This window comes from Mesorhizobium sp. M7A.F.Ca.US.005.03.2.1 (assembly GCF_003997795.1).
GTDB classification, from domain to species: domain Bacteria; phylum Pseudomonadota; class Alphaproteobacteria; order Rhizobiales; family Rhizobiaceae; genus Mesorhizobium; species Mesorhizobium ciceri.
Genome location: NZ_RZRP01001307.1, coordinates 1 through 1,106, shown reverse-complemented (window position 1 = coordinate 1,106; position 1,106 = coordinate 1). Strand labels below are relative to the sequence as shown.

General features: G+C 65.5%; 1 protein-coding gene. It reads left to right on the top strand.

Annotated features, from left to right (window positions below; all coding sequences use genetic code 11):
• Positions 1-3: 3 nt before the first annotated feature.
• Positions 4-1,106, top strand: a 1,103-nt coding sequence (locus EN991_RS37295; protein WP_245461189.1) for a trypsin-like peptidase domain-containing protein, incomplete at its 3' end; no start/stop codon positions are given.

The following is a 1,106-nucleotide window of genomic DNA, read 5'->3' as shown; positions in this document are numbered from 1 at the left end:
CCGGTGGTCAGGCAGGCATTGGCCGAGGAGACCAAGACCGATCCCGGCCTGTCCGATGTGCTGACCGACCTGCTGCATGGCGTCGAGGGCGAGAACGCGACGTCCGGTCCCGACAAGCGCGTGCCGTTCGGTCGCGAGGAGGTGCAGCTGTCGTTTGCGCCGCTGGTCAAGCAGACGGCGCCGGCGGTGGTCAATGTCTATGCCTCGCAGACCGCCAAGGTGACATCGCCTTTCGACGGCGATCCGTTCTTCGAAGAATTCTTCGGCCGCTCGCAGCCGCGCGCGCAGTCTTCGCTGGGCTCCGGCGTGCTGGTCGATCCGACTGGCGTCGTGGTCACCAATTACCACGTCATCAAGGATGCCGACCGGGTCAAGGTGGCGACCGCTGATGGGCGTGAGTTCGACAGCAAGGTGCTGCTCAAGGACGAGACTCTCGACCTTGCCGTGCTCAAGATCACCTCGGACAAGCCGTTTCCGGTCATTGCCATCGGCGATTCCGACGCGCTCGAGGTCGGCGATCTGCTGCTGGCCATCGGCAACCCCTTCGGCGTCGGCCAGACCACCACCAGCGGCATCGTCTCGGCACTGGCCCGCAGCCATATCGGCGTCTCCGATTCCAGCTTCTTCATCCAGACCGACGCCGCCATCAATCCCGGCAATTCCGGCGGTGCGCTGATCAACATGGGCGGCCAGCTGGTCGGCATCAATACGGCCATCTACAGCCGCAGCGGCGGTTCGATCGGCATCGGCTTCGCCATTCCCTCGAACATGGTTCGCGCCTTTGCCGACGCGGCCAAGGCCGGGCTCGACTTCTTCGAGAGGCCCTATGTCGGCGCCGAGTTCGAAGCGGTGACGCCGCAGATCGCAGAATCGCTCGGCATGGAGAAGCCGACCGGTGCGCTGGTTTCGTCGGTCGAGGCGACCGGACCGGCCGCCAAGGCAGGGCTCAAGCCCGGCGACGTGGTGCTGCAGCTCAACGGCAAGCCGGTCGAGAGCATCGAAGCGCTGGACTACCGGATGGCGACGCTGTCGATCGGCACCACCGCCAATTTCGCGGTTCTGACCAAGGGCCAGCAGGCGGCGATGGATATCGCGCTGGAGCGTGC